This window comes from Brevundimonas sp. (genome assembly GCF_004210735.1).
Classification (GTDB): Bacteria; Pseudomonadota; Alphaproteobacteria; order Caulobacterales; family Caulobacteraceae; genus Brevundimonas.
Genome location: NZ_SDZL01000004.1, coordinates 23,842 through 47,263, shown reverse-complemented (window position 1 = coordinate 47,263; position 23,422 = coordinate 23,842). Strand labels below are relative to the sequence as shown.

Genomic DNA, 23,422 nt, shown 5'->3' with positions numbered 1-23,422 from the left:
CGCTTTGCAGAGCGCGGGCTTTTTCGTTTTCGGCCTATTGAGGCAAGGCTATGGCTCGGGCATCGACGCCTCCTTGCTGGCTCCTGTCTGGTATCGATTTGGCCAGATTTGAGCAGGTGACGAGCCGAGCGCATCAGCGATCGCCTGTTCAATGCGCCGCGAGCGGCGGTGTCCGCGCGACACGATCGAAACCGTCGATGGCGTGACGTCGAGCGACCGCGCAATGTCAGAAAGCGTCAGCCCCTTGAGACCCAAGGCGGACTTGATGCGGGCGTGGCGCTTGTCGTCTATCATGGCGCTCGACTCGGAGTTCTATATATGAGCAATGTTTCTCATACCGTCAGAACAGGCAAGCCCTTCGCCACCGGCATCGGCCGCAGACTGGCGGCAGTACGCCGCCACTTAGGGCTTACCCAGTCTGCTTTCGCCGAGCGTTTTGGCGTTCCCCGGCAAACCTATTTGTCTTGGGAGCACGAAAGGAACGAGCCCTCGGCGCGGCTGCTGGGCCAACTCGTCGAGGACATTGGTGTTGACGGATCCTGGCTTCTGGCGGGACCGGGAGACGGCTTCCAGCTTCGAGACCATCCGATTGATTGGGAACGGCTCCGACACCTGAGCATCCAGGTCGCAAAGGTCGCGAAGTCCGCACGAGTGGCGCTCCGCCCGGAACAGGTCTTAGATTATGCTCGAATTATGTACTTGGGCGATCCGGCAAAGGAGGAGTTCGCGCTCGCGCAGCTCGCCGAGATTCTTGGACCATTAGGACGCTGAAATGAGCGACGATAACGTCATTCCATTACCCCTAGCGTCGGGGCCGTCGAGCGAAGATGACCTGGCCCAGCAACTGAGAGACGCAACCGAGGCCAATCGCGTCGGCGATCCAACCCCGCCGGAAGAAGAGCCCGCCCCTTCTATCAAACCGCAGTGGGCAGCTATTGGCGCGTTCATCACCTTGATGGTGATCGCACTCGTAGCTTCTGTACTCGTGCCGCCGGCCCTAGGAGGTGGAATACGTTGGAACGCGGCATTCGCCCTGCTGTTGGCCGGATTTTGCGCCGTCCTCGTCGGATACTACCGCTTCAACCGCGACGCCTGGCGATAGGTCAGAGACGCGCCATAAGCCATTGGCACACCGGCAGAAAGCCGACATTCTCAGCGCCTAGCCGGCCATCCTACCCACCTCGCGAGCATTCTGACTGGCCTGAGGGCCGGGGTACCGATTAGTGCCTCCCGACGATATCCTTGGCGACTTCGAGGACTTCTTTCGCCACGCGCGGCTGCTCACCCTTTTGCAGTCGAAGTGCGACTACCAAGGGCTCCAAGGTGATAGCAGCCTCATGCTCCTGCACCAGGGCCAAGACAGCGTCGATGTCAGTTAGGCGCGCGACAGCCATTGCCGTATCCACGAAATCCGATAGCCACTCCCGCTGCACTGGAAGGCGATTCAGCGCCTGGCGCAGACATTCCAACGCCAGCGACAGTTCACCCCGTCTCGCCTCAAGCACAGCCAGCATTAACACCGCGGGCAGGAAGGTTTCGTCCTGATCGACCGCTGCGCGCAAGTCAGAGATTTGCGCCTCAGGCGCGCCGTGATTCAGGAGCTTCGCCCGCGCGAACAATGTGCGCGGATTGGCCGGCGCGAGCGCAATCGCACGCGCCAGCAGCGGCTCAGCCTGTGCCGGATCGACGAGCGCGAGACCCGTCAAGGCCGTTACGGATTCGTCTTCGAGCCTTAACACGGCGTCGAACGACTTGGTCGCCCCGTCTGCATCGCCTCTGCGTGCACAAATTTGTCCTCGCAGCAAAAGGCAGCAGACGCAGGTTTCGTTGATTTTCAACGCGTCATCCACAACCTGCTCAGCCCCCGCCTCATCACCCTTATGAACAAGCAGTTCAGCCAACTCTCGTGACGCCGCACAAACGCCGCGCCGCTGAGGATCTGCGATCGCCTCACGCAGGATTGCTTCGGCTTCCGATTGGGTTTCGATACGACCGGCGAGAATGCGAGCTAGGCCTACTCGAGCACCGACGTTGTCTTGATGATGGATCGAAGCGCGATAGGCGTTCTCTGCCTCGGCCTCCTCATCGAGGAAGGCGTACAAATCTCCCGCCAGATCCAGGGCCTCGGCCTTGTTCTGTATCTGGGTCACAGCGGTCGCCGCCAGCGCCATGAGCTGCTCGGGGGACGCTTCGGCCAAAATGAGCCGTTGTGCGAGGGCGCGGAATGGCAATGCACGATGCATCCCATGGGAAATGGAGGCTTCAAGCGCCTCCTGGGCCTCATTCGCGCGATCGGCATGCGTATTCAGGAAAAGACCCAGATCAGCCCAACCCATCGCATTGTTGAGCTCGACCGCCGCTGATCTAAGGATATCGACGGCTTCGTCAGTTCGCCCCGCATCGTTTAGCATGTCCACGAGGATGCGGCGGCTATCAAAGTTTTCAACGCTCTCGGCCAAGGCCGCTTTGAGAACCACCTCCGCCTCATCGTTTCGCCCGGCTTCGGCTAGCAGCATTCCGAAACGCGACCACAGCAGGTCGGGCATGGGGCCGACGGCGCGCGCGCGCTCGTAGATCGCGATCGCGGCATCCACGTCCCCCTCTTCTTCCCGCAGCTCGGCAAGCCCGACAGCGGCCATGACCTGAGCAGGATTCAGTTGCAGGGCCTGTTGGAAAAGGTCGATCGCCCGCGGGCGATCCCCAACGCCTACGAACGCTCGTCCGAGCACGGCCTTGGCCCACGCATCCTCCGGCGCCAACGCGACCGCTTTCTCTGCCGGTGCAATGGAAGCTTGATGATCATCGAGCCGTTGACGAACTAGAGCGAGCCGGAGCCAGGCCCCAGGCAGTTCAGGCCACCGATCCAGCATGGAGCCTAGGATGGAGAGCGCCTGCTCGAAATCTCCAAGATCGGCCGCCGCTTCAAATTCATCCGTCCGCGTCGCGATCTCAGCGTCTTCATCCGTCGATGCGGCGCTGCCGAATAAGTCGGGGTCCTCCATACGCAACAAGGATCGATCCCTGCGAAACACTCGGATGAACTCCTTCGGCGTCTGCTCCAGGATCTGCTTGCGAACGCCCTCCTCGGCTCTGCTCAGAATGGCATCGAAGGTCGAATGATAATCGCCGCGCAGTTCGGGCGCGATCGCACACGCTTCGCGCACCAGCAGGGCTGTGGTCTTCACCAGTTCGTCTTGATCGTAGTAACCGGTCATGAATGACACGAGCGCGCGCACACGATTGGACGGATGGCTGCGTCGCCGCATCAGGTAGTAGATATTGAATAGACGCTCAGCGGCGTAATAGATCGTCGCGCGTCCCTCGGCAGGCCCTCTGATCACGGCACCTCTGTCGCTGAGACGGCCCAGCATGGTCGAGGCGGTGTTGGTGTTCACTCGGGCTTGTTCAGCGATCTGTTTGGCGGACTGAGGATCCCAGGCGTCCAGCAGGGCTGCGAACACCTTGCGCTCCATCGGCGGAAGCGCATCGAGCTGACTTTTGAAATACTCGGTGTTCTGGTCGATCAGCTGGTTCAGATTGGCCATCAGATCTTGCAGGGACGGCGTCCGCATGAACTCTGCCAAGATATGCAGGAGTCGCGGACTTCCGCCGGTCAGGATTTCCAACGGCCTGATCCGCTCCCGCCGGACCGACTGGCCTGTGATGGCCTCCCAGAGCGTATGGCATTCCTCAAGCGTCAACGGCTCCAGATGAACCCGCACGTAGTCGGCCGGAATGACGTCCGGGTCCTCATCATCGATCCGCCCCTGCGCCACCGACGTCGCTAAGACGCCGAACAGGGTGGCGTCTGACAGCAGGGTTAGAAGACGGGCGGCGTCGGGCCCGATCTGATCGTGCAGGATAATGTGGAAGTTTTCGACGATGATCAGAAGGCGTTGCCTTCGTGTGAGGACAAAGTCCCGCAGCGCGGACAGGGTGGTCTCGATCAGTTCGTCTTCGCCTGAAGCCGCCACTGCCGCCTGATAACGCGCCTCGGGCACTGCCCCGGGCGTCTGGTCGCGTAGATGAAACAGACACTCTAAGAAGAACTCGCCGGGGGTCGTGACGACGTAGCTTTCCTCCCCAAGGAAGATGGCGTGCCAATCTTGGCTCAAACGGCCCTCACCCCGGCTTTCCGCCAAGACTCGGCGACACAGGGTCGTCTTGCCCGCTCCCCGGGGAGCCAAAACTAACACGCGGGCCGTCGATCCTCCGGGCGAGCTCTCGAACACGCTCAACACCGTATCGAGTTGACGCCTTCGGACGACGAAGTTGGCGACCGCCTCCTCGTCGGTGAGAAACCCTGGATTGAACTTGAACGCCTTGCTCATGCGGTGTGACGGCCCTTGTGCATCCCCCACCTACCATCCCAACAAAGTCGTTGGCAAACAGATATGCATGCGATATAGCCTCCGGCAAGTTCGCCAACAAAATCGTTGGCAACACAGCGTTGTCGATCAAGGAGGCTCAAACATGAACGATAAAACGACCCCCGCGGTCCGAAATGGAGGGAACTTCGTTTCCCGGTTTTCCGGCGACGACGGGCGGGCCAACCGCATCAAGGCCCTCATGGAGGCGACTCTGGTGCAGGGCGATCAACTTTTGGCGGAGGCCATCGCCAACGCGAGTGAGCCCGTGGCGCTTGAGGTGGGAGGCGCACTGATCACTGAAATGGGGCACGACACGGATCTCTATTTCATCCTCGCCGGAAAGGCCGGGATCATCGTCAAGGGCGTGCAGGTCAATGAGCGGGGGCCGGGCGACCACGTCGGCGAAATCGCCGCTCTCGACCCGACTCAGCAGCGCTCGGCCACTGTGGTGGGACAGTCCCCCGGTGTGGCATTGCGGTTGCCGGAACCGGCCCTGACCGACATCGCGGAACGCTTCCCGGCGATCTGGCGCCGTCTCGCCATCGAACAGGCAAAGCGTCTGGTCCAGCGCAACGACCTGGTGCGGGCGGCCAATGATCAGCCGATCGTTTTCATCATCTCCTCCGTCGAGGCGCTGACGGTCGCCCAGGAACTCCAGTCGCGCCTCACCCATGCGGACATGCAGGTCACGCTGTGGACGGACGGGGTGTTCCGCGCCTCCGACTATCCGATCCCGGCGCTTCAGCGGGCGATCGAGGCGTCGGACTTCGCCATTGCCGTGATCGACGGCGACGACACCATCGTGTCGCGCGAGACGACCCAGTTGGCGCCCCGGGACAATGTGACGTTCGAGCTGGGGCTCTTCATGGGCAAGCTGGACCTAGAGCGCACGATCCTGGTGGAGCCGCGTAACGCTCAGATCAAGCTCGCCAGCGACCTGCGCGGCATCACCACCCTCACCTACCGTCCCGGTGCGGACGACACCCTGGAAAGCCGCATCCAGCCCGTCGCCCACGAAATCTCCAAACACGTCCGCCGCGTCGGCGTGCGCCGCTCTTGAGGAAGCCCCCCATGCCCTGGTCAGAACCCCGCGCGCTCGAACGCATCGCCCGTCACCGCGCCTCCTCGCCCGAAACCGCTGTCTCCGTCTTCGATTTCTCCGACTATATGCGCTCGCGCCGGGTCGTGGCCGAACAGGCCCGCGCTTTGGGCGCCACGCCGCAACGCGAATGGTATGTGCCGCCCAACCGGGCGGTCACCACCCACGGCGTGCACATCTACGCCAATCTGCTGGCCTATAACGAACGACTGGTCGAACAGGGTCGTGAGACCGAGGCGAGCCATGCGCGGGCATTGCAGCTTCTGCACTTCCACTACAGCGCTTGCGATCTGCTGACCCAGGCGTTCGACATCCAGCGCGTCGACTTCCACGGCGGGCGGCTGCACGCGGTGGTGCTGACACCCGAGGGCGCTGATCGCGAAGGCGAACGGATCGCAAAGGCGCTCGCCTTCGCGGCGGCCTTCCGGGAAATGGTCGACCGGGCGGGCCGTCGATACGGCGCCGATTTCCAGACCGATGTCCGCGTCGGCATCGACAGCGGCCCGGCGGTGGCGGTGAATAGCGGTCGTGCGAGCGAGCCGGAGCCCCTGTTCATCGGGTCGCCCGCCAACCACGCCGCCAAGCTGGCGGACGGGGATGAGCCGGGCATCTTCCTGTCGCCGCGTCTGGAACAGGCGCGGACGGGGCTCCGGCCGCTCTCGCCCGTGCGATTTACCGAGGACGCCGCCACTCGGATTCTGAGCGAGGCCGTCGACATCCGGACCCTGCGCAAGAGCGCGCGGGGCCCTCTGGATGAGGCGTACGCCACCTTCGTCGAGGATCAGGAGCGGCTGCTCAAAGCGCATGGCGGCGTTCGACCTGCGGAGTTCACCTTCCACTACCGCCAGCCGCCGCTGCGGTCTGTGAAGTTCGCCGACCATCCGCCCAGTAACAGCATCCGGCTGCCGCTCGCCTCGGTGTTCGCCGACATCGACGGCTTCACCGCCTACGTGGACGCGGCGATCGCCAGCGGCCGGGTCGCCGAAGCGGTTTCGAACCTTCATGTCCTGCGGGCTGAAATGGCGGCCGTCCTTCAGGAGGACTTCGGAGGACGCAAGATTCGCTTCATCGGCGACTGCCTGCATGGCGTGATCGCCATCGGCAATGCGCGCGACACCGATGCGATGGCCACGATCAAGGAGGCGGTGCTTACCGCCGCCGCGATCCGGTCGTCCTTCGAGCTCTGCCGGGGCCAGCTGCCGGGGATCGCGGCCTTGGGCATCGCCATCGGGATCGAATACGGCCCGACCCCGATGTGCCGGTTGGGCCTGCGCGGGGACGCCAGCGTGCGGTGCTCGTCTAGCAAGGCGACCTGTGTCTCCGAGGCGGCGCAGGCCGCCTGTGGCGGGGTCGAGACCGCCATCGGCGAACGTGCCTATTCGGAGGCTGGCGCCACGGTGAAGCACCTATTCGGCCCGGCGCGGCGGGTGCCGAACCTGACCTATCCGGCGGCAGAAGCCCACCTTTCGCGGGTGAGCGCGCCGGCCGTCGTCGGCGCGGGAGCCGCTGCGGGGGCCTCGGCGGCGAGCGCCGCTTCGGCCGCGCCCATGCGGGCGCATAGCGCCGAATGATTGCGGCGATCGATCTTCTTGTGGCGACTGCGCCCGACTGGTTCACCGTGCGGTGCCGCACGGTGAACCAGGTGCGCGGCGACGCGGCGCATGGCCCGTGGGCCGAGTCGCCTGTGGATCTGACAATCCTGTCCGCGCCCTGCCCGATCGTGCGGGAAACCCAGCCGGGGACCCGGTTTCCGGCCTTCTGCCCGGATCGCCACATTCAGGGGGATCGCACCTTCTGCGTGGGGCTGGGCCGTCGGCCGGTCGACTCCCTGCGCCGCGCCCGGGCATGGTGGGCGGACCTAGATCAATATCTGGCCTGCCAGGCCATCGCCGAAGCCACCCGGCTGTGGCCGCCGCAGAACGCCCTCGATCACGGACCGGCGGGCCTCTATCACCAGCGCGCGCTCGGGCTGGCGGAACGCCTGGGCATCATGGACGCCTACCTCGAAGCCTATTTCGACCAACCGTCGTGGATCACCAGCACAGGGCTGACCAAGCTGGGCGAGCGAAAAGTGCGGCTGACGGGTCCGATCGTCGCGCGGGCGCCGGCGGTGAAGGGCGGGCGAAAGGCCCGGCTGCTGCTTCTGGAACTCGTTATGGCCGAAAGGGCGCGTCGCAAGGCGCTGAAGGCGTATAAAGATCTCATCGCCATCGGCACACAGACCTGCTGCGGGGCCATGCGCGATTGCGGCTTTCCAAGAACGGTTGCACTCGCCGCCTGAGTAAAACGGTATGCACAATGGTGATTAGTTTAGGCGCTACGAGCCACAAACGATCTGCTAATCAAGCCTCTGACGGTGCTGCGCAACACCCAACTCGAGTCGTGCGGTATCCAACTAACTGGTCTACCAAGACCATAGCGGACATTCCGATGTTCCGAAAAGCGTCAGAACCGACTGCAGGGGTCGGAAGCGCCGTCCTCCAACTTTTTGGGTAACGATCACGCGGGCGACGATCCACCCGATCATGGGGCCAGGTTCGAAAGGCCGAGAGACAAGTTAAGACTGGCACAACGCGCGGCGAGCCCTAGAAGAATCAACGTATTGATTTAATGCGGTATTTTTCTGAGTTTGTGCCAGTCTTAACTGGTTTGTGCCATCTTTAACTGGTTTCTGTGCCAGCCTTAACTGGTCCCGACAACGACGATGGCGACCCCGGCAGGACTCCAACCTGCGACCTCGGCTTTAGGAAAGCCTTGCTCTATGCGGCTGAGCTACGGGGCCGTCGCGGGTCGTCCCTAGCGGGTCTGGCGCTTCGGGAAAAGCCGGCGCGCGTCGCAAATCCTCCCGGCAAGAAAGTTCTAGCGATTAATAGCCGTTAAGCTACAATATGTTGTAGGGAACAAAGGCTGAATCGGGCCGTGTCGTTGATTCGATCATGATTCGTTTCACGCCTGTTCCGCTAGCGTCGCGCGTATCGTTAACCCGTCGCCGTTCCGCTTGATGAAACGCTCACCCTTCGCCACCTTGAACGCATGAGCGACCGCTCCGCAGGTTTGCCCCCGTCGCGCGTGGTCGCGGTGCTGGGCCCCACCAACACCGGCAAGACCCATATGGCGGTCGAGCGGATGCTGGGTCACGCCTCAGGCATGATCGGCCTGCCGTTGCGGCTGCTGGCGCGCGAGATTTATGACCGCATCGTCAGACAGCGCGGGGCCGCCGCCGTCGCCCTGATCACCGGCGAAGAGAAGATCGTCCCGGCGCGCCCGCACTATTTCGTCTGCACGGTCGAGGCCATGCCGATGGAGCGGTCGGTCGAATTCCTGGCCGTGGACGAGATCCAGCTGGTCGCCGACCCCGAGCGAGGGCACGTCTTCACCCACCGACTGCTGCATGCGCGCGGGCGGTTCGAGACCATGTTCCTGGGGGCCGGGACCATGGCGCCGCTGATGCGGTCGCTGATCCCCGATCTGGAGGTGGTGTCGCGCGAGCGGCTGTCGACCCTGTCCTATGCCGGATCGAAGAAGCTGACGCGTCTGCCGCGCCGGTCTGCGGTCGTCGCCTTCTCGACCGAGCGGGTCTATGCGATCGCCGAACTGCTGCGCCGTCAGAGGGGCGGGGCGGCCGTGGTCATGGGCAGCCTGTCCCCCCGCACGCGTAACGCCCAGGTCGAGCTGTTCCAGTCGGGCGAGGTGGACTTTCTGGTCGCCACCGACGCCATTGGCATGGGGCTGAACATGGACGTGGACCATGTCGCCTTCGCCGGCCTGAGAAAGTTCGACGGGCGGCGCACCCGCTGGCTGCACGCGCATGAGATCGGCCAGATCGCGGGCCGCGCCGGGCGGCATCTGCGCGACGGGACGTTCGGCGTCACGGCCGAGGCCGAGGACCTGGACGAGGATCTGGTCGAACAGGTGATCGAGCACCGCTTCGATCCGGTCGAGGCGGCCGAGTGGCGCAGCGGCAAACTGGATTTCGACACCCTGCCCGACCTGCTGCGGTCGCTGACCGTGACGCCGGATCGGCACGGCCTGCGGCTGACGGCCCAGGCGTTGGACGAGACCCTGTTGCGGCGCTTCGCCAACGACGAAGACGTAAAGAAGATCGCCCGATCGCGCGGGGCTCTGATGCGTCTGTGGGAGACGTGCCAGCTACCCGACTTCCAGAAGACGACCCTGGACGAGCATGCGCGCCTGTCGAAGGAGATCTTCCAGGCGCTGACCGGGCGACGTGGGCGGCTGACCGAGGACTGGATCGCCCCGCGCTTCAACGACCTGGATCGCGACGACGGCCAGATCGACCAGCTGTCGGCGCGCCTGTCGGGGGTGCGGACGCTGAGCTACATCGCCAACCGGCCCGATTGGATGGACCAGGCCCAGGGCTGGCGAGACAAGACCAAGGCGCTGGAGGAACGGCTGTCCGACGTGCTGCACGAACGGCTGACCGCCCGCTTCGTCGACCGGCGCACCACCGCCCTGATGCGGGTGCTGAACGTGCGCGAGGACGATGTGCCCGTCGGGGCCGAGGTGGGTGAGGACGGCGCCGTCATGGTCGAGGGCGAGGTGGTCGGCCTGCTGCAGGGCGTCCATTTCGCGCCAGAGAAGGGCGGATCGGTGCTGGAGGATCGCGCCCTGCGCCAGGCGGCCGTGCGGGCTGTGGCGCCCGAGATCGCCCGGCGACTGGGCCAGCTGGCGGCCGACGCGGACGAACATTTTGGCGTGACGCCCCAGGGCGACGTGCTGTGGCGCGGGGCGCTGGCGGCGCGGCTGGTCAACGACGATCCCTTCGCCCCCAAGGTCAGGCTGTTGGGCGAGCACGGCCCCGAGCCGGCGCGCGAGCGGGCGCGGCGCCGGATCGAGGCGGCGCTGGCGGCCGAGGCCGGGCGGGCGCTGCGGCCGCTGCGGCGGCTGAAACAGGCGGTGGAGTCCGGCGCGCTGAAGGGTCTGCCGCGCGGTCTGGCGTTTCGCCTGATCGAGGCCGGCGGTCTGATCGACCGGCGCGAGGTCGAGCGCGATCTGGCGGCGCTCAGCCAGGCCGAGCGGCGCACCGTCCGCACCTTCGCCATCCGGGTCGGCGTCCATTCCGTCTGGCTGCCCGCCCTGATGAAGCCGCGCTCGATGGCGCTGGCCCAGGCCTTCGTCGCGCGCGAGCCGTTCCGCGCGGGTCTGGACGAACTGACGTCCCTGCCCGATCCGGCGCCATCGGCGCGCGCCCTGGCCGCCTTTGGCCGCCGCGCCGTGGGTCGATGGACCGCCCCGGTCGAGGCGCTGGAGCGGTTCGCCGACCTGTCGCGCGAACGCAAGGGACCGCTGCCCCAGGCGGCGCTGGCCGAACTGGGCTGGACCGCAGATCAGGCGAAGGCGATCCAGGCGGCGCTACGCCCGACGCGGGCGCAACAGGCGCCGCGCCCCGACCGGCCGGTGACGGTGATCAAGGATTCGCCCTTCGCCGCCCTGGCCGAACTGACCCGCCCGCCCGCGCCGACGCGGCGTCGCCGGCGACCGAAGCGCAAGGGGGGCGTGGCGTGACCTTCCCTCCCCGCTCCTCCCGGCGGACGCCGGGATCCCGTGAGGACCGCATCGACCCCGGCCTGGCTTGGCCCAAGGCCTGGGTCCCGGCCTCCGCCGGGATGAGCGGAGCCTGAATGTCGGGTCCTGACTCCTGTCGCATCGACGTCTGGCTGTGGCGCGCGCGGTTCGCCAAGACGCGCAGTCTGGCCGCCAATCTGGTCGAGCGCGGCGCGGTGCGGCTGACCCATCAGGGCCGGCAAGTCCGGCTGGACAAGCCCAGTCGCAGCGTTCACCCCGGTGACGATCTGCTGTTCGCGGTCGGCGGGCGGATCACCGCCGTTCGCGTGGTCCAGTTGGGCGAAAGGCGCGGCCCGCCCGAGGAGGCCCGCGCCCTGTATCAGGCGCTGGACGCGCCTGAGTGAGCCTAAATCCTCCCCGTTCACGGGGGAGGGGGACCATGCGTAGCATGGTGGTGGGGGCGGAAACGACCTCAGCGATTGAAGCTCGCCCCCTACACCGCTTCGCGGTCCCCCTCCCCCGCTACGCAGGGGAGGATCGATGAACCTACTGCTTCACGAATTCGCCTTCGATGTGCAGTTCGACCTCGTCGCCCAGCATCGGCAGGGCGAAATTCACGCCGAAGTCCGAGCGTTTGATGACGGCCTCGCCGTCGAAGCCGGCCTTGTAGACGCCGCCCATGGACGGGCCCGCCTGGTTGAACTCGACCTCCATTGTCACGGACTTGGTGACGCCTCGCAGGGTCAGGTCGCCGACCACCGTCGCCTCGGTCGGATCGTCGGCGTCCACCGTGATCGAACGCGAGACGAAGGTCGCGACCGGGTGGTTGGCGGTGTCGAAGAAGTCCGGCGTCTGCAGGTGGGCGTTCAGCCCGTCCGAATTGGACGCGACCTTGGTCAGCGGAATGGTCGCGGTCAGCGTGCCGGCCGACGGGTTGGCCGGGTCCAGCGTCAGCTCGGCCTCCACCCCGACGAACTGGCCGACATAGGTCGAGAAGCCCAGATGATCGACTGACCAGGTGATCTTGCCATGGTCGGAATCCAGCTTGTAGGTCCCGGCCTGGACCTCGGCCGGAACCTTGGTCAGGGCGGCCTGGGCGACCACGCCGCCGGCGGCGATCAGGCTGAGCGCGGCGACACCGGCGACGGCGAGACGACGGGTGAACATCATGGGGAGCGTCCTTGGAAAACAATCTGTAATCGAGATGGATGCAGATATGATCCACCCCCGTCAAGACAAGGGTTGATGACGCGGACCACCTAGCTTGGTTGACAGCGCGGCCCGCCGGGGTCATGTCCCCGGCCTCCCATTCCGCCAACAGGCCTGCATCCGCCCCGCCATGACCTACATCGTCACCGACGCCTGCGTGAAATGTAAGTTCATGGACTGCGTCGAGGTCTGCCCGGTCGATTGCTTCTACGAAGGCGAGAACTTCCTGGTCATCGCGCCGGACGAATGCATCGACTGCGGCGTCTGCGAACCGGAATGCCCCGTCGACGCCATCGTGCCGGACACCGAGGACGAACCGGACGGCAAATGGCTTCAGGTCAACGCGGAGTACGCCAAGGTCTGGCCGAACATCACAGTGAAGGGCACGCCGCCCGCAGACCGTGAGCAGTACGAACGGGAAACCGGCAAGTACGAGAAGTATTTCAGCCCCAAGCCCGGCAAGGGCTCCTAAGACTTCGCCACAATGCGGTCACAACTTGCCACCCGGCTGACCGCTGGCTGTGGATGTTTTGAAATTCCGTCATTTTGTGATAGGTTCTGTTTCATTGGATCGGGCGGTCCGCGAACTCTTCGCGCCGCCCGCGTTTGCGACAGAACCCCGGCGGACGCCGGGGTCGGCCAGAGGTTGAGTGATCCGTTTCCGCTTTGACGCCTGAGTTGATCCCCGCCGTCGGTTCCGCCGCCGGCCCGGATCGCTTTTTCGTTTTCGCCTGACGCCACCCCTCCCTGAGTCCGGGAAAGGAATGACATGACGAGCAAGACCGGTCTGGAATTCAAGGTTGGCGACGCGGTTGTCTATCCGGCGCACGGCGTCGGCAAGGTCGCTGCGGTCGAGACCCAGGAAGTCGCGGGCATGTCGCTGGAGGTCTATGTCGTGACCTTCGACCACGAGAAGATGACCCTGCGCGTCCCGACCAAGAAGGCCAAGACCGCCGGTCTGCGCTCGCTGGCCGCCGACGACACCGTGACCAAGGCGCTGACCACCCTCAAGGGCCGCGCCCGCATCAAGCGCACCATGTGGTCGCGCCGGGCCCAGGAATACGAAGCCAAGATCAACTCGGGCGACCTGATCTCGATCGCCGAAGTGGTGCGCGACCTGCACCGCGCCGAGACCCAGCCGGAACAGTCCTATTCGGAGCGCCAGCTTTATGAATCGGCGCTGGACCGCATGGCGCGTGAAGTCGCCGCCGCCAACAAGATCGACAAGGACGCGGCCGTCGAACTGCTGGCCAAGTCGCTGAGCGCCAAGAAGCCGATCGTCCCGGCCGCCGAAGCCGCCTGATCCGGCGACAACGCTGAATATCGAAAGGCCCGGGAGCGATCCCGGGCCTTTCTGCTGTCGGCTATCGCCGCCGCGGAACTGGCGCGCAGCGCCTGTGCCTCAGACCTCAGAAATATTCAGCGCCGGCCGGGCATTGGGCGCTGATGCGGCGGGCCGTGATGCTGGCGGGGATATAGGGCGTGCCGCGGGCCAGTTGGGCCCCGCCGTTGAAGCGGAAGGCCGTCTCCGTATAGGTGCCGTTCAAGCGGATGTTCACCCGGCGGCCCTTGCGGTCCTGGCAGGTCCCTTCGAAGCGCGCATTGCCGTCGCCGACCACGCGGGTCGGATAGGTGCAGCGCCATTTGCGCGTCGACAGACCGCCGAAGAAGCGGTTGATCTCGCTGGGGCGGACGCATTTCTGCTCGGTGTCCCCCTGGCCCATGGCGCGGGTGGTGTATTCCCAATAGCCGGGCAGGACCTCGCTCTGCGCTGCGGTCTGGGCCGAGGGGGCGGCGGCAGGGGCGGCCAGCATGGCGGCGCCCGCCAACACCGGCGCGGCGACGGCCAGCAGGCGGATGGACACGGATCGCTTCATGGCGGGCTCCTTGGCGAGATGCGTATTCATGGTGAAGCCTATATAGGAAGTCCGGTTGAACGGCCGCTGAACAGGCCGCGTTCCCTTGCTGTCAGGGTTCGCGCGATGCAGCGCGGCATTGACTCCGGTCCGCGCCTTCCTCTATACGGCCCCCTCTTCGCGCGGGATGTCCTCCCGCGCGCTCCTGTTTCATGCGGCCGCGATAGTTTGTCGAGGGCCCTCCCGTAAGGATCTGACGATGTCGCGTCGTTGCGAACTCACCGGTATCGGCCCCATGGTCGGCCACAGCGTGAGCCACTCGAACATCAAGACCAAGCGCCGGTTCCTGCCGTCGCTGAAGACCGTCAAGGTCGCTTCGGACGCTCTGGGCCAGTCGTTCAGCCTGCGTATCTCGAACGCCGCCCTGCGCACCCTGGATTACAAGGGCGGCCTGGACGCCTTCATCGTCAAGGCCCGCGACGAGCAGCTGTCGACCGCCGCCCAGCGCATCAAGCGCCAGGTGAAGGCCAAGCTGGCCGAGCAAGCCGCCGCCTGATCGGGCGACACGCTTGAAAGCATTCCAAAGGGTCGGCGGAAACGCCGGCCCTTTTTGCTTGTCCGGTTCACTGTCGCGGCTAGGGTCGCCTTCGTCGTTTGCACGGGGACGGGCATGATTTCGAAGCGCATCTGGATGACGGCGGTCGCGGGCGCGGCCCTCCTGGCCGGCCCGGCCGTGGCCCAGGAGGCGCCACCCATTCGCGAATCGACCCCCTTCACCCTTCAGACCGATCAGCCGCGCACGCCGGAGCAGGAGGCCGTCCGCTTTGACAAGGCGGACCTGTCGATCAAGGTCATTCCCGACGATCAGGCGATCCAGGGCGTGGCCGTGCTGGACTTCACCGCCACCGCGCCGATCGATCGGATGTCGGTCGAACTGGACACCCTGCTGACCATCTCGGAAATCCAGGTCGACGGCCTCGTCGTACCCGCCGATCGGTGGAGCAACCCCGAAGGCCGGCTGACAGTGCAGTTGCCGCAACCTTTGGCGGCGGGGGGGAAGGTCGTCCTGCGCGTCGCCTATGCCGGGCGACCCCGCGTGGCGCCGAACGCCCCGTGGGACGGCGGCTTCGTCTGGGCCACCGCCCCGTCGGGCGAGCCGTGGATCGCCACGGCGGTCCAGCCGGACGGGTGCGACCTGTTCTGGCCCTGTATCGATCATCCGCTGGCCGAGCCGGGCCGCGTCGATCTGCACATCACCGTGCCCACGGGTCTGTCATCGCCATCGAACGGTCGTTTCCTGGGCGCCGTCGATCACGGTGACGGCTGGACCACCTGGAACTGGTCGGCGCGGTCGCCCAACACCTATGCCGTCGCCCTGAACATCGGGCCGTATATCGAGCTGACGCAGGACTATCGCAGCCGCTTCGGCAATACGATCCCGCTCAGCTTCTGGCATCTGAAGTCCGATGACCCGGCCGACGCGGCCAGCCTGTTCGCCCAGTTCAAACCGATGATGGACTTCTATGAATCCACCGTCGGCCCCTTCCCCTTCGGCGACGAGAAGATGGCAGTGGTCGAGACCCCGCACCTGGGCATGGAGCACCAGACCATCAACGCCTACGGCAACCAGTACCGGCTGGACGGCAAGGGCTACGACTGGCTGCTGCACCACGAACTGGCGCACGAATGGTTCGGCAACCAGCTGACCAATCTGAACGCCGACGACATGTGGCTGCACGAAGGACTGGGCAGCTATATGCAGCCACTCTACCTGGGCTGGCTGCACGGCGACCGCTTCATGCAGGCCGAACTGGCGACCCAGCGCGCCGGCCTGGCCAACCGTTTCCCCGTCGTATCCGGCCAGCGCCGGACCGAGGACGAGGTGTATCGCGGCGATATCGGCCCGGGGAACGACATCTATACGAAGGGATCGCTGATCTCGCACTCGCTGCGGATGCTGATCGGCGACGCGGCCTTCTTCAAGGCCGTGACCACCTTGGTCTATGGCCGCCCCGATCCGCGCCCCGGCAATTTCGAGCCGCTGTATCGGTCGACCCCGGACTTCCTGCGCATCGTCAATGAAGTGACGGGCAAGGACTACGGCTGGTTCTTCCAGGGGTATCTCTACCAGGCGGCCCTGCCGGTGCTGAAGGAGACGCGCGCTGACGGACGGCTGACCATGGAATGGTCCACGCCCGCCGGCGTCTTCCCCATGCCGATCGAGGTCGAGATCGACGGCCGTGTCACCACCGTGCCCATGACCAACGGGCGCGGCTCGGTCGCCGTGCGGGATGCTCAGCACATCCGCATCGACCCGCAGAACAAGGTCCTGCGCCAGCTCGACTTCATCGACGCCTATCAGGCCTATCAACGCGAACAGGCCCAACAGCGCCGCGCCGGGGGTGGGCGCTGATCTGGCGGGCAGTCGGACCATCGCGTCGTTTGCGTGAGCGATAGATTCGCTCGCACGGATTCAGCACAACTTGCCGCACCACGGGCACGCCAGAAGGGCCCTCCTCGCAGTTGCAGCAAAAAATGCACGCTCTTCACTTGTAGCTCGACAAAACCATTGCCCGGCTGTTCATTCCCGCATCCGATACGTCGGCGATGGGAATGACGATGAGAGTTGCGGTTCTGGGCGCGGGCGTGATCGGGGTCACGACGGCGTGGTCGCTGGCCCGGGCCGGGCACGAAGTGGTGGTCATCGACCGCCGCGAAGGCCCCGCGCTGGAGACCAGCTTCGCCAATGCTGGCGAGATCTCGCCCGGCTATTCGTCCCCCTGGGCCGCGCCGGGCATTCCGGCCAAGGCGCTGAAATGGCTGTTCATGCGCCATGCGCCGCTGGTGTTGAACCCGGTGTTCGACGCGGCGACCCTGCGCTGGTGCCTGGCTATCCTGCGCAACTGCACCGAGGCGCGGTACAAGCTGAACAAGGGCCGGATGGTTCGGCTGGCGGAGTACAGCGCCGACCAGCTGGATGCGCTGCGGGCCGAAACGGGCATCACCTATGACGAGCGGTCGCAGGGCACGCTGCAGCTGTTCCGCACGCAAAAGCAGCTGGACTCGATCGGCAAGGACACCGCCGTCCTGGCCGAGGGCGGCGTGGCGTTCGAGGTGCTGGACCAGGACGGCTGCATCGCCGCCGAACCGGGCCTGAGGGCGACGCGCGACCTGTTCGTCGGCGGCCTGCGCCTGCCGCGCGACGAGACCGGCGACTGTTTCATCTTCACCAACGCCCTGGCCGAGATGGCGCGCGGCCTGGGGGTCGAGTTCCGGCTGGGCGCCGACATCCACGGGATCGAGCAGACCGGCGGCCGGTTCACCGCCGTTCACACCTCGCAGGGCCCGATCACGGCCGACGCCTGCGTCGTGGCGCTGGGCAGCTGGTCGCCGCAGCTGGTGCGCCCGCTGGGCCTGAAGCTGCCTGTCTATCCGGTGAAGGGCTATTCGATCACCGCGCCGATCATCGACGCGGACAAGGCCCCGGTCTCGACCCTGATGGACGAGAGCTACAAGGTCGCGATCACCCGGCTGGGCGACCGCATCCGTGTCGGCGGCATGGCCGAGATCGCCGGCTTCGACCAGAGCCTGCACCTGCATCGCCGCCAGACGCTGGAGCATTCGGTCGGCTCGCTGTTCCCCGGCGCCGGGGATCTGGAAAAGGCCAGCTTCTGGTGCGGGCTGCGGCCGATGACGCCGGACGGCACGCCGGTGGTGGGTCCGACGACGGTCGAGGGCCTGTGGCTGAACACCGGTCACGGCACCCTGGGCTGGACCATGGCCTGCGGCTCGGCCCAGGTCATCGCCGACCAGATCAGCGGCCGCACGCCCGACATCGACGTCAGCGACCTGTCCATCGCCCGCTACGGCTGACCGCCCTACGGCTCCAGCTCGATGTCCCAGTAGAGGTAGTCCAGCCAGCTTTGGTGCAGATAGTGGGGCGGGAAGCGGCGGCCCGCGTCCTGAAGCTGCCAGGCGTTGGGCTGTTGTGGTCGGGTCAACAGCGGCATGCTGGCCTGCTGCGGCGTGCGCCCACCCTTCCTGAGATTGCAGGGCCCGCAGGCGGCGACGATATTCTCCCACGTCGTGCGACCGCCGCGCGAACGCGGGATGACGTGGTCAAAGGTCAGTTCCGACGCCGAGGCGCAGGCCCCTCCGCAATACTGACAGGCGAAACCGTCGCGCAGAAAGACGTTGAAGCGGGTGAAGGCCGGGCTGCGGTCCTGATCGACATAGGTCTTCAACGAGATGACGCTGGGCAGTTGCAGCTCCATCGACGGGCTGCGCACCACCTTGTCATAGACCGAGACGACGTCGACGCGCTCCTGCCACACCGCCTTGACCACCTCCTGCCACGGCCAGATCGACAGCGGGTAATAGGACAGCGGTCGGAAGTCGGCGTTCAGCACCAGCGCGGGCCAGCCGGACGGCGGCCGGGTCAGGACCTCCATGAGGCCCTCCCGGTCATGCGGGGGGATTTCGACGCGACAGGACTGAAGACACGTCTCCTTCCTTGGTCTGATGTCGAAAGCCTAACCCCGATTCGAGCGCACCGCCATGACGGGTTTGAGTAGGATCGGTGACGTCAGCGAACGCCGCCGCCGGGGAAGGCCGGCAGGCTCCACCCCCAGGTCAGGGCGCCGGCGCGCAGGGCGAAGCCGCTGACCGTGGCGATGCCCGCCGCCGGCCACAGACCCAGCCCGGCCCATTGCAGCCCCACGAACAGGGTCGCCGACAGCAGGGCGGCCGAAATCGTGATCTCTCGCCGCAGCAGGATTGACGGCTGTCCCGCCAGCAGGTCGCGGATCACCCCGCCGAAAGTCGCCGTCAACGCGCCCATGACGATGCAGATCAGCGGCGACACGCCAAACGCCGCCGCCTTGGCCGCGCCCATGACGCCGTAAGCGGCCAGCCCCAGCGCATCCAGCCACAGCAGGGCGCGGAACCGCCACGGCCCGGCGCCCAGCATCCAGATCGCCAGCGCGGCCGCCAGACACATCGCCATATAGCGCCAGTCCTGCACCCAGAAGACCGGCGCCCCGATCAGCAGGTCGCGCAAGGTCCCGCCGCCCACGCCCGTCACCGCAGCGAAAAAGGCGAAGGTGACCAGATCATGCTTCTCGCGCGCGGCGGCCAGCGCCCCGGTCGCGGCGAACACAGCGACGCCTGCGAAGTCCAGCGCGCCCAGCACCGTCTCCGGATGCGCAAGGTTCGGATCGATCATCGGCGCGGTCATGACAGCGGTCCCTCATGTGCGATCTCGCCGCGCTTCACCCCGCCATACCAGCCCCACAGCAGATGCGCCGCCACACCCCGGTGCGGACGCCAGATCTCGGCGCGGGCATAGGCCTGTTTTTCGGTCGGGCGCAGTGTCGCCTGATCGGCCCAGCGCATCGCCTCCTGCAAGGCCACATCGCCGCCGGGAAACACGTCCAGCCGACCCTCGCAGAACATCAGGAAGGTCTCGGCCGTCCATTTGCCGACCCCCTTGATGGCCACCAGAGCGGCGATCGCCTCGGCGTCGTCCAGCCGCTCCAGATGGTCGAAGTCGATCCGCCCCTCCGCTTGGGCGCGGGCGATCTCCTGCCCGTACTTCGCCTTCTGGCCCGACAGGCCGAAAGTGCGCAGCGTCTCGACATCCAGCGCCAGCACCGCGTCGGGCGTGACGACCCCGCCCAACCCCTCGACCGTGCGCCGCCAGATGGAGGCGGCGGCCGCCACCGAGACCTGCTGCTCCACGATCATGCGGAACAGCCCCTCATAGCCGCCGGGCCGCAGTCGCCACTCAAAGGCCGGCGTCAGGGCATGCGCCCGCGTCAGGGCCGGATCGGCGGCCGCCAGCGCCTCACGCGCGGCGGCGATGGATTGAGGGGTCGGAGCGGTCGCCATACCGCCATGCTAGGCCGGGCGCGGCGGTTCGCCAAAGGGGCGTTCCTGATGACGGCCGGAAACCGCTATGCTGGCGACGATGTTCGTCACCCGCTTTGCTCCTTCCCCGACCGGCCGGCTGCACAAGGGGCATGCCTTTTCGGCGCTGGCGGCGTGGACGGTGGCGCGCGAGGCGGGCGGGCGGTTCATCCTGCGGATCGAGGACATCGACCCGACGCGGTGCAGGCCCGAGTATGAGGCGGCGATCCTGGACGATCTGGCCTGGCTGGGGCTGGACTGGGAAACGCCGGTACGGCGCCAGTCCGATCATCTGGCCGACTATGCCGCCGTGATCGAGGCGCTGAACGCGCGCGGCCTGCTGTATCGCTGCTTTCGCACTCGCAAGGAGATTCTGGACGCCATCGGCGACGCGCCGCACGGGGCGGCCGAGGCGGTTCGTCCCGGCCCGCATCCGCCCGAAGATGAGGCCCGGCTGCTGGCCGAAGGTCGCCCCTTCGCCTGGCGTTTGTCGCTCGACCGCGCGCGAGCGGATCTGGGCGAAGCCGCGTGGGCCGCGCTGTCCTTCGTCGAGGAGGGCATGGGTCCGAACGGCGAGACCGGCGTGATCCCCGCCCGGCCCGAAACGGCGGGCGATGTGGTGCTGGCGCGCAAGGATGCGGGCGTCGCCTATCATCTGGCGGTGACGCATGACGACGCCTTGCAGGGTGTGACCCACGTGATCCGGGGGCAGGACCTGTTCGAGGCGACCCATATCCAGCGACTGATCCAGGCGCTGATGGGCTGGCCGACGCCAGTCTATAACCACCACCGACTGCTGACGGGGCCGGACGGCAAGCGCTACGCCAAGCGGGACCGTTCGGTCACCCTGGCTGAACTGCGCACGGGCGGCCTGACGGCGGCGGTGCTGCGCCGCGAACTGGGCTTTTGACGGCCCCAACAGAAAACGGGCGCGAAGACGATAAGCCCCCGCGCCCGCAAATCCAGAAGCCGAACGGCCCGGACCTTAACCTAGAGAAGCTTGAGATCCACCGCAGCCGTCTTGCCGCGCTGGTTCTCGAGTTCGTACTCGACCTTGGCGTTTTCATCGAGGCCTTGCAGGCCCGCTTTCTGAACCGCCGTGACGTGAACGAACACATCGTTGCCGCCGCCGTCGGGTTGGATGAAACCAAAGCCCTTGGTGGAGTTGAACCACTTGACCGTGCCGGTCGCCATTCTGCGTCTCCATAAACGCGTCTTGCCAGGCGAGCCCCCGCAAGCGGAAGCCCGTCAGCCCATCTGGACAACCTCGTTCAGGAGAAAGAGCGAGACACGGGTTTGGACCCCGCGCGAAATCCGGGCTGCGGGCAAGATGTCGCCTGACATTTGGCGTGCGGTCAACAGGAAACCGATTCGCGCACCACGCGAAAAGGGTTAAGCGCAAAGGCCCCGGGGGGCGCCGTCCAGGTGCAGATGGTCCCGATGGGCCGCATTGTAGTCGGGCGTCAGCACCGTCGAGAACACCCGGCACGCGCCGTTTCGCACGCGTTTCAGGAAGCGGCCGCCCTCGGGCCCGGCCCGTCCCTCGCCCTTCCAGTCGGCCGCCAGGTCCACGCGGCGCCCGTCCTTCAGCGTCACCCCGGACACGTCCAGCGCATTGGCCCGGGCATGTTCGCTGGGCCGGTCGCCCGGGCGCTGCGAGCCATAGATACGGCGGCAGGAATAGCTGCCGAAATTGTCCACGCTGGCGACCTCCGATCCCATTATCTCGCGCGCGGCGGGGCGCAGAACCTGTCGGTCCCAGATGACGTAACGCAGGGCCAGCGGGCACTGCATGACCAGACCACCGGGCGACAGCGGCGTCACGTCGCCGCCGGTGATCCGCACCGCGCCCTTCACCACGCAGAAGCCGCCGTCGTCGCGGTCGTCCGCCCGCTGGACGGTCACGCCCGCCTCGCGCAGCACCTGGATACAGGCGTCGGTGACGGCCTTGACCTCTTCCGGGGCGGCGGTGCGGGGGATTTCGAAGTCGGCGACCTTGGCCGCCGTGGCCTGGCCCAGCGGCTGGCGCAGATCCAGCGGCTTCCACGGCAGGTCCTGATCGGGCGCGAACAGGTTCAGCAGGGCGAACGCCGCGCACCCGGCCAGGGCCAGCTCCCACAACAGGTTCCAGAAGTCGGCCAGATCACGGTCCATCGCCGCGCACCCTGCCCCGGCGCGCGCCGTGGAACAACCGTGGTTCGGTGACGATCAGGCCGCGTGGATCGCGATCAACCGTTCCATCACCGCGCGGTTTGCGAGTTCACCCCGGGTCCGTTCATTGGCGATGCTGAACACAGCCAACCCGCGCGCGGGCGCGACATTGGCCGAGGCGTACCACATGGTGTTGGTGCCGTTGTGATACAGCGTCGGGCCGCCCGCGGCCCAGGCGTCGCCGGTGCGGATTCCCCAGCCATATGCATAGGGTCGCTCGCCCATGTTCGCGGGCGGCGTCAGCAGCCTGTCCATGGTCGCAGCGGAAACGAAACCGCCGCCCCGGGTCACATACAGCTGCAGGAATTTGCCATAGTCGGCGACCGACATATGCATCCGCCCTGCCGGTCCGAACGGCGCCGGGTTGTCCGCGCCCCGCACCGGATCGGCCGCGCCCCATTTGCCGTCCGGCAGAATGCGGTGGCCCCAGGGGTTGTCCCCCTGCGGCGCGCCGTGGCCCGCTGTGGTCATGCCCAGAGGATCGAACAGGTCGGCCTGGATCACCTGTTCCCACGGCTTGCTGGTGATGGTCTCGATCGCCGCGCCCGCCAGCACATAGCCGCTGTTGCTGTAGCCGAAGACGCCACGCTGGCCCGTCGGCGCCTTGCCCAGCAGATCGCGGGTGAAATCGGCGCGGTGTTCGTGCGGCGGGCGTCGGTCCGCATGCGCGGCCATCAGCCGCTCACGGTTCATGATGTCGGCTTCCTTTAGTCCGCTGGTGTGGCACAGCAGATCGTCGATGGTGATCGACTTCATGCCGTCGTCCATCACCTGCCCGGCAAAGATCTCACCCAGGGTCGCGCCCCATTTCGCCCGACCCTGCTCGACCAGCTTGGCGTACAGCATGGCCGTCATGGCCTTGCCGTTCGAGCCCAGGTGCCATTTCTGATCGACGGAAACAGGGTCGGCCCCCTCCATCACCCGCACGCCACGCGCGCCGGACCAGATCAGTCCGTCGCGGCCCACCACACCCGCAGCCATGGCGGGCGGCGCATGTTCGGCGAAGGCGGCGTCCAGCGCGGCGTCGGATTCAGTTTTGCGATCCCGCGCCCACGACAGGGACGGCAAGGCGGTGACGGCCGGCGCGGCGGCGAAACCGGCGAGAAGGGTGCGGCGGGTGGCGAGCATGGAGATCTCCTGTGACGTTCCGGCTCTAGCGGATCGCCGAACAACGATCAGCTTAGTTCGACGCAAGCTCGGCGGCGCGAACATGGCAGGGATGTTTCAGGTCTGAAACAGCTTGC

At 66.3% G+C, this 23,422-nt stretch carries 23 protein-coding genes and 1 tRNA gene; 13 read left to right on the top strand and 11 right to left on the bottom strand.

Annotation, left to right across the window (positions count from 1 at the left end; translation table 11 throughout):
- Positions 1–48: 48 nt before the first annotated feature.
- Positions 49–294: a helix-turn-helix domain-containing protein gene (locus EON91_RS01515; RefSeq protein WP_292091116.1), complete on the bottom strand. Its 246-nt coding sequence runs from the start codon at positions 292–294 to the stop codon at positions 49–51.
- A gap of 24 nt (positions 295–318) precedes the next feature.
- Between EON91_RS01515 and EON91_RS01510 the strand changes: the two genes are divergently transcribed.
- Together EON91_RS01510 and EON91_RS01505 are read left to right on the top strand one after the other, a co-directional pair.
- Complete coding sequence (locus EON91_RS01510; protein WP_292091115.1) at positions 319–771, top strand: helix-turn-helix transcriptional regulator; 453 nt, start codon at positions 319–321, stop codon at positions 769–771.
- A gap of 1 nt (position 772) precedes the next feature.
- A complete protein-coding gene (locus EON91_RS01505) occupies positions 773–1,102 on the top strand; it encodes a hypothetical protein (RefSeq protein WP_292091114.1) in 330 nt (109 codons plus the stop codon).
- 118 nt (positions 1,103–1,220) lie between these two features.
- Here EON91_RS01505 and EON91_RS01500 read toward each other — a convergent pair whose 3' ends face one another.
- Positions 1,221–4,331 carry a tetratricopeptide repeat protein gene (locus EON91_RS01500; protein WP_292091113.1) on the bottom strand — a complete coding sequence of 1,037 codons (3,111 nt, stop codon included), beginning with the start codon at positions 4,329–4,331 and terminating at the stop codon, positions 1,221–1,223.
- A gap of 142 nt (positions 4,332–4,473) precedes the next feature.
- Here EON91_RS01500 and EON91_RS01495 point away from each other — a divergent pair, with 142 nt between their 5' ends.
- Genes EON91_RS01495 through EON91_RS01485 form a run of 3 tightly spaced genes read left to right on the top strand, consistent with a single transcriptional unit; the run spans position 4,474 to position 7,750 of the window.
- The gene (locus EON91_RS01495; protein WP_292091112.1) at positions 4,474–5,430 is read left to right on the top strand and encodes a TIR domain-containing protein; all 957 of its coding nucleotides are present in this window, start codon (positions 4,474–4,476) and stop codon (positions 5,428–5,430) included.
- Between the two features lie 11 nt (positions 5,431–5,441).
- Positions 5,442–7,040, top strand: coding sequence for a hypothetical protein (locus EON91_RS01490; protein ID WP_292091111.1), 1,599 nt, complete (start codon positions 5,442–5,444; stop codon positions 7,038–7,040).
- Positions 7,037–7,750: an E2 domain-containing protein gene (locus EON91_RS01485; RefSeq protein WP_292091110.1), complete on the top strand. Its 714-nt coding sequence runs from the start codon at positions 7,037–7,039 to the stop codon at positions 7,748–7,750. The genes EON91_RS01490 and EON91_RS01485 overlap by 4 nt, the downstream gene beginning before the upstream one ends.
- Before the next feature lie 424 nt (positions 7,751–8,174).
- Here the strand turns inward: EON91_RS01485 and EON91_RS01480 are convergent.
- Positions 8,175–8,251 (bottom strand) — tRNA-Arg (locus tag EON91_RS01480).
- Positions 8,252–8,502: 251 nt separating this feature from the next.
- Between EON91_RS01480 and EON91_RS01475 the strand changes: the two genes are divergently transcribed.
- Together EON91_RS01475 and EON91_RS01470 are read left to right on the top strand one after the other, a co-directional pair.
- Entirely contained in the window at positions 8,503–10,995 is a 2,493-nt protein-coding gene (locus tag EON91_RS01475; RefSeq protein ID WP_292091109.1) for a helicase-related protein, read from the top strand.
- Positions 10,996–11,111: 116 nt separating this feature from the next.
- Positions 11,112–11,399, top strand: a complete 288-nt coding sequence (locus EON91_RS01470) for an RNA-binding S4 domain-containing protein (protein ID WP_292091107.1) — start codon at positions 11,112–11,114, stop codon at positions 11,397–11,399.
- 142 nt (positions 11,400–11,541) lie between these two features.
- Here EON91_RS01470 and EON91_RS01465 read toward each other — a convergent pair whose 3' ends face one another.
- Entirely contained in the window at positions 11,542–12,165 is a 624-nt protein-coding gene (locus EON91_RS01465) for a YceI family protein (RefSeq protein WP_292091105.1), read from the bottom strand.
- Positions 12,166–12,334: 169 nt separating this feature from the next.
- On the opposite strand from EON91_RS01465, the gene fdxA reads away from it, so the two are divergent.
- Positions 12,335–12,676, top strand: a complete 342-nt coding sequence (gene fdxA / locus EON91_RS01460) for a ferredoxin FdxA (protein ID WP_017505910.1) — start codon at positions 12,335–12,337, stop codon at positions 12,674–12,676.
- Positions 12,677–12,973: 297 nt separating this feature from the next.
- Positions 12,974–13,507: a CarD family transcriptional regulator gene (locus tag EON91_RS01455; protein WP_292091104.1), complete on the top strand. Its 534-nt coding sequence runs from the start codon at positions 12,974–12,976 to the stop codon at positions 13,505–13,507.
- A gap of 106 nt (positions 13,508–13,613) precedes the next feature.
- On the opposite strand, the gene EON91_RS01450 is transcribed toward EON91_RS01455, so the two are convergent.
- Positions 13,614–14,081, bottom strand: a complete 468-nt coding sequence (locus EON91_RS01450) for a DUF3617 family protein (protein ID WP_292091102.1) — start codon at positions 14,079–14,081, stop codon at positions 13,614–13,616.
- Between the two features lie 238 nt (positions 14,082–14,319).
- Between EON91_RS01450 and rpmB the strand changes: the two genes are divergently transcribed.
- From rpmB to EON91_RS01435, 3 genes are all read left to right on the top strand, one after another.
- Entirely contained in the window at positions 14,320–14,616 is a 297-nt protein-coding gene (gene rpmB / locus EON91_RS01445; protein ID WP_292091101.1) for a 50S ribosomal protein L28, read from the top strand.
- Between the two features lie 114 nt (positions 14,617–14,730).
- On the top strand, positions 14,731–16,473 hold the full coding sequence (locus EON91_RS01440; RefSeq protein ID WP_292091100.1) for a M1 family metallopeptidase: 1,743 nt from the start codon (positions 14,731–14,733) through the stop codon (positions 16,471–16,473).
- 206 nt (positions 16,474–16,679) lie between these two features.
- The gene (locus EON91_RS01435; RefSeq protein WP_292091159.1) at positions 16,680–17,933 is read left to right on the top strand and encodes a D-amino acid dehydrogenase; all 1,254 of its coding nucleotides are present in this window, start codon (positions 16,680–16,682) and stop codon (positions 17,931–17,933) included.
- 5 nt (positions 17,934–17,938) lie between these two features.
- On the opposite strand, the gene EON91_RS01430 is transcribed toward EON91_RS01435, so the two are convergent.
- From EON91_RS01430 to EON91_RS01420, 3 genes are all read right to left on the bottom strand, one after another.
- Entirely contained in the window at positions 17,939–18,511 is a 573-nt protein-coding gene (locus EON91_RS01430) for an HNH endonuclease (protein ID WP_292091098.1), read from the bottom strand.
- A gap of 134 nt (positions 18,512–18,645) precedes the next feature.
- Positions 18,646–19,296, bottom strand: coding sequence for a trimeric intracellular cation channel family protein (locus EON91_RS01425; protein WP_292091096.1), 651 nt, complete (start codon positions 19,294–19,296; stop codon positions 18,646–18,648).
- Complete coding sequence (locus tag EON91_RS01420) at positions 19,293–19,949, bottom strand: DNA-3-methyladenine glycosylase (protein ID WP_292091095.1); 657 nt, start codon at positions 19,947–19,949, stop codon at positions 19,293–19,295. The genes EON91_RS01425 and EON91_RS01420 overlap by 4 nt, the downstream gene beginning before the upstream one ends.
- Before the next feature lie 79 nt (positions 19,950–20,028).
- On the opposite strand from EON91_RS01420, the gene gluQRS reads away from it, so the two are divergent.
- Positions 20,029–20,877, top strand: a complete 849-nt coding sequence (gene gluQRS, locus EON91_RS01415) for a tRNA glutamyl-Q(34) synthetase GluQRS (protein ID WP_292091158.1) — start codon at positions 20,029–20,031, stop codon at positions 20,875–20,877.
- 80 nt (positions 20,878–20,957) lie between these two features.
- On the opposite strand, the gene EON91_RS01410 is transcribed toward gluQRS, so the two are convergent.
- From EON91_RS01410 to EON91_RS01400, 3 genes are all read right to left on the bottom strand, one after another.
- Positions 20,958–21,161, bottom strand: a complete 204-nt coding sequence (locus EON91_RS01410) for a cold-shock protein (RefSeq protein ID WP_292091093.1) — start codon at positions 21,159–21,161, stop codon at positions 20,958–20,960.
- Between the two features lie 198 nt (positions 21,162–21,359).
- On the bottom strand, positions 21,360–22,121 hold the full coding sequence (locus tag EON91_RS01405; protein ID WP_292091091.1) for an extensin family protein: 762 nt from the start codon (positions 22,119–22,121) through the stop codon (positions 21,360–21,362).
- Between the two features lie 54 nt (positions 22,122–22,175).
- Positions 22,176–23,306, bottom strand: a complete 1,131-nt coding sequence (locus EON91_RS01400; protein WP_292091089.1) for a serine hydrolase domain-containing protein — start codon at positions 23,304–23,306, stop codon at positions 22,176–22,178.
- Positions 23,307–23,422 lie beyond the last annotated feature (116 nt).

Bases quoted from the DNA above. Each gene is read 5' to 3' on its own strand.
- EON91_RS01400 (WP_292091089.1), bottom strand. From the start codon at position 23,306: ATGCTCGCCACCCGCCGCACCCTTCTCGCCGGTTTCGCCGCCGCGCCG.
- EON91_RS01440 (WP_292091100.1), top strand. From the start codon at position 14,731: ATGATTTCGAAGCGCATCTGGATGACGGCGGTCGCGGGCGCGGCCCTC.
- EON91_RS01500 (WP_292091113.1), bottom strand. From the start codon at position 4,331: ATGAGCAAGGCGTTCAAGTTCAATCCAGGGTTTCTCACCGACGAGGAG.
- rpmB (WP_292091101.1), top strand. From the start codon at position 14,320: ATGTCGCGTCGTTGCGAACTCACCGGTATCGGCCCCATGGTCGGCCAC.
- EON91_RS01450 (WP_292091102.1), bottom strand. From the start codon at position 14,081: ATGAAGCGATCCGTGTCCATCCGCCTGCTGGCCGTCGCCGCGCCGGTG.
- EON91_RS01485 (WP_292091110.1), top strand. From the start codon at position 7,037: ATGATTGCGGCGATCGATCTTCTTGTGGCGACTGCGCCCGACTGGTTC.
- EON91_RS01405 (WP_292091091.1), bottom strand. From the start codon at position 22,121: ATGGACCGTGATCTGGCCGACTTCTGGAACCTGTTGTGGGAGCTGGCC.
- EON91_RS01465 (WP_292091105.1), bottom strand. From the start codon at position 12,165: ATGATGTTCACCCGTCGTCTCGCCGTCGCCGGTGTCGCCGCGCTCAGC.
- EON91_RS01510 (WP_292091115.1), top strand. From the start codon at position 319: ATGAGCAATGTTTCTCATACCGTCAGAACAGGCAAGCCCTTCGCCACC.
- EON91_RS01495 (WP_292091112.1), top strand. From the start codon at position 4,474: ATGAACGATAAAACGACCCCCGCGGTCCGAAATGGAGGGAACTTCGTT.
- EON91_RS01430 (WP_292091098.1), bottom strand. From the start codon at position 18,511: ATGGAGGTCCTGACCCGGCCGCCGTCCGGCTGGCCCGCGCTGGTGCTG.
- EON91_RS01505 (WP_292091114.1), top strand. From the start codon at position 773: ATGAGCGACGATAACGTCATTCCATTACCCCTAGCGTCGGGGCCGTCG.
- EON91_RS01410 (WP_292091093.1), bottom strand. From the start codon at position 21,161: ATGGCGACCGGCACGGTCAAGTGGTTCAACTCCACCAAGGGCTTTGGT.
- EON91_RS01490 (WP_292091111.1), top strand. From the start codon at position 5,442: ATGCCCTGGTCAGAACCCCGCGCGCTCGAACGCATCGCCCGTCACCGC.
- EON91_RS01455 (WP_292091104.1), top strand. From the start codon at position 12,974: ATGACGAGCAAGACCGGTCTGGAATTCAAGGTTGGCGACGCGGTTGTC.
- gluQRS (WP_292091158.1), top strand. From the start codon at position 20,029: ATGTTCGTCACCCGCTTTGCTCCTTCCCCGACCGGCCGGCTGCACAAG.
- EON91_RS01515 (WP_292091116.1), bottom strand. From the start codon at position 294: ATGATAGACGACAAGCGCCACGCCCGCATCAAGTCCGCCTTGGGTCTC.
- EON91_RS01425 (WP_292091096.1), bottom strand. From the start codon at position 19,296: ATGACCGCGCCGATGATCGATCCGAACCTTGCGCATCCGGAGACGGTG.
- EON91_RS01475 (WP_292091109.1), top strand. From the start codon at position 8,503: ATGAGCGACCGCTCCGCAGGTTTGCCCCCGTCGCGCGTGGTCGCGGTG.
- fdxA (WP_017505910.1), top strand. From the start codon at position 12,335: ATGACCTACATCGTCACCGACGCCTGCGTGAAATGTAAGTTCATGGAC.
- EON91_RS01435 (WP_292091159.1), top strand. From the start codon at position 16,680: ATGAGAGTTGCGGTTCTGGGCGCGGGCGTGATCGGGGTCACGACGGCG.
- EON91_RS01470 (WP_292091107.1), top strand. From the start codon at position 11,112: ATGTCGGGTCCTGACTCCTGTCGCATCGACGTCTGGCTGTGGCGCGCG.
- EON91_RS01420 (WP_292091095.1), bottom strand. From the start codon at position 19,949: ATGGCGACCGCTCCGACCCCTCAATCCATCGCCGCCGCGCGTGAGGCG.